Annotated in this window: 1 protein-coding gene; it reads right to left on the bottom strand. The window is 34.9% G+C overall.

The features are described 5' to 3' along the window. Positions 1-856: 856 nt before the first annotated feature. On the bottom strand, positions 857-2,629 hold the full coding sequence (locus G4P69_RS39790; protein ID WP_243902690.1) for a CHAT domain-containing protein: 1,773 nt from the start codon (positions 2,627-2,629) through the stop codon (positions 857-859). Positions 2,630-2,751: the final 122 nt, after the last annotated feature.

The following is a 2,751-nucleotide window of genomic DNA, read 5'->3' as shown; positions in this document are numbered from 1 at the left end:
TTTGTCATCGGTGACAGATTAATGTCCTCGGGAAAGATTAATTGTCGTTGGGACAAATTGTTGTCGTTTAAGTGCCAGTGACAAATTAATGTCATTTATTTACAGAGACTATAACTATATTGTCAACGTAGCGCTCTCTTTCAACCCTCCCTAATAAAAATCAAGATAACCCACCCAGTTCCGGGAAGGTCGTTGCCACCTACCCAGTTTCAAAATATTGTAGGGCGGCTTTTTCAGATGTCCGAGAGCGCGGATGTCTCCCATTTTTCTATCTGAGCTTTAGTCTCAAGAATCATACCGTGGTGGAAAAACGATGAAATTGAGACACTGCAACCGATTTGGGACTTGCGCGGCTCTCTGAGAAATTTTGCCCTGATTTTAATCCTTCAAATGAAGAATTGGGGTAGGGTTCCCCCTTGCTCGGGGGTGATTCAGTAGCCACTGCAGCAGTACATCTGCGCCCTTATTGCTGGGAGCGCACCTATCCTGTCCGAAGACAGCAGCATCAGGGTGAGCAGCTACCAGGGTCAGAAAGCAAGACTGTATTACCACAGTCAAACTAACCCTCATTTAACACACTTCAGAGGCTGCAAGCAGCATGAACTGCGGCGCTATTAATTTATTTTATTGTCAAGGTTCAAATATTTTCAACTTCGCGTACACTAAGCGCTCATGGTAAGCAGCAAGCGCTAATTCCTTTGCTTTGTCTTAGGGACTACCTCGAATAGGTTGTTTTCCTTCTTCTGTAAAAATTTTTTTTTCAAGGAGCAAGCCTCGTAATTTAATGTAATCAGCCCCTACGTCTGATGCCTCGTTACCAATAACAGGAATGTCTGATAATTGTTTTATCTCATGTTCATTTAAAGTTTTTTTTCAGGACTGGTATCGCTCCTTGTGAAACATTTTCCATTTCAATCGCAACCATGCCTTCATCAAAAGCTCGTTGAAATACATCTTGATTATTAGAAGTTTTGTAACCTACTCCGTCATAAAATCCTTTAGCAAACTCAATCGCTGCACCGTCTTGGATTGAGTTATTCATCCCAATTACATAATTAATGTATTGGCTAATAGCCACAGCAGGTTTTTCTGAATAACAAGGATTAAGCAGAACACATTTAACATAATCAGCGTGTAACTTAAACAGAGACGCTAAACTAGATGGCGTAACTGGCTTATCGTTTCCCCCATCATCTTCCAAAAGTAAACTGCCATCTTCTAAGCCATGTCCGCAAAAATGAACAATAGATGGTTGTTCTTCTGCAATAGCATGACGAATATCAGCAGGACGTACAGCGGTTCTTACTTTAATTTCAAATAAATCTCGATTGGTGGCTCGTCGTATAGCTTCTTCAATTTCCCGAATCTCTTTATCTAAACGTAGACCGTGGGGAATTGCCGCTAAGATTAATATTTTCTGCTGCTGATTAATGTCTTTCGGATTGTTTAATGTTTCAAACCAATTTTTTCTAAGTTCTGGGAGTTTTTCTTTAAATAGTTCTAAGAGTCTTTCTTTAAATTTTTTATGCGGAGAAGAACTACTATTTAGTGCCTCATTAAAAATTTGTTCTAAATCTTGAAATAATCGTCTAATAAAATTAATATTTAAATGTTCTGTTTTAAACGTTTCAACATATAAATAATCTTTAAATTTATCAAAGAATGCTATACAAGGAATCTGTGTTATTTCAATCTTTAGCTCTTTTGCAATGTCATAAATTGCTAATTTATCATAAGGCTTTGAACGAATCATACCAAATACAGCGTAAATACAATAAAGTTGTTCTGACAATAAATTTCTCCAATATTCAATTACCTCTGAAGTATTTTCAGAGGTAATGAATTTTTCAATAACATATATGTTAATATTCAAACCTGAAATTTTATGAATTTCTGAAATTGATTTCCGTACAAATTTAGCAAATTCTTCATCTGCATCAGTGTACAAAAATACGATATTAAAACCGTCTCTATTGATAGAAGAAAGTTCTGAAGTTAAAATTGATTTAAACGCTGCGTATTTCGGAGTTGAAAATACTGATTCAGGTCTCATGCTTGGTATGAAGTGGGAGTCAGTATTTATTTTTTTTTCAACTGTAATCTTAGTTAATATAGCTACTTCACCATCTAAAAAACCTAAATCAAAAATTTTTGTTTGATAATACTTCTCTAAATTTGAAACATTATAATCAAAATTTGAAACATCATAATAGAGACATCTTCCCAAGATATAAGTATATTTAATTTTATAGTATGCTGGATCATATTCATTATATCTATCATATTCCGAAAAGGACGTGTGCGGTTCGTATCCCGAAAAGAGCGGAAATGGGTAGAAATTATTTTGGGGATAATCTATTATTTGTTTAATTAAATCTCTTACAATAGTCTCATTATTAAAACTAATTTGTTTAAAAGGTAAATCATCCTGAGAAAAACTATCTGGTTCTAAAATAATAAGTTTAGTTTTAGAGCCTCTTACATAAGACGGAGAATCATTCCATAGACCATCAATCTGATAATAGTCCGGATACCTTTCACCTCCTTTATTATGAAAATCTCGAATTGCTTTTCTCTTTAACTTTTGAATTTCTTCTTGTTTAATAACAAAAATAGAAAAGTTATTCATAATTTAGTTTGATGAAAGGTGTTAATACATAGACCAATATAGCAATCAGAACCCATTTATGAAAGGTATGGTGGCGTTGTGGGTTACTCAACCGAAACGAGGGAATAAACAGAAGTAGGCAG

The organism is Aetokthonos hydrillicola CCALA 1050 (assembly GCF_017591665.1).
Classification (GTDB): Bacteria; Cyanobacteriota; Cyanobacteriia; order Cyanobacteriales; family Nostocaceae; genus Aetokthonos; species Aetokthonos hydrillicola.
Note: the sequence above shows the minus strand (reverse complement) of the source record. Positions and strands in the feature narration are given on the sequence as shown.

Excerpts from the sequence above, each read along its gene's own strand:
- G4P69_RS39790 (WP_243902690.1), bottom strand. The coding sequence starts at position 2,629 with ATGAATAACTTTTCTATTTTTGTTATTAAACAAGAAGAAATTCAAAAG.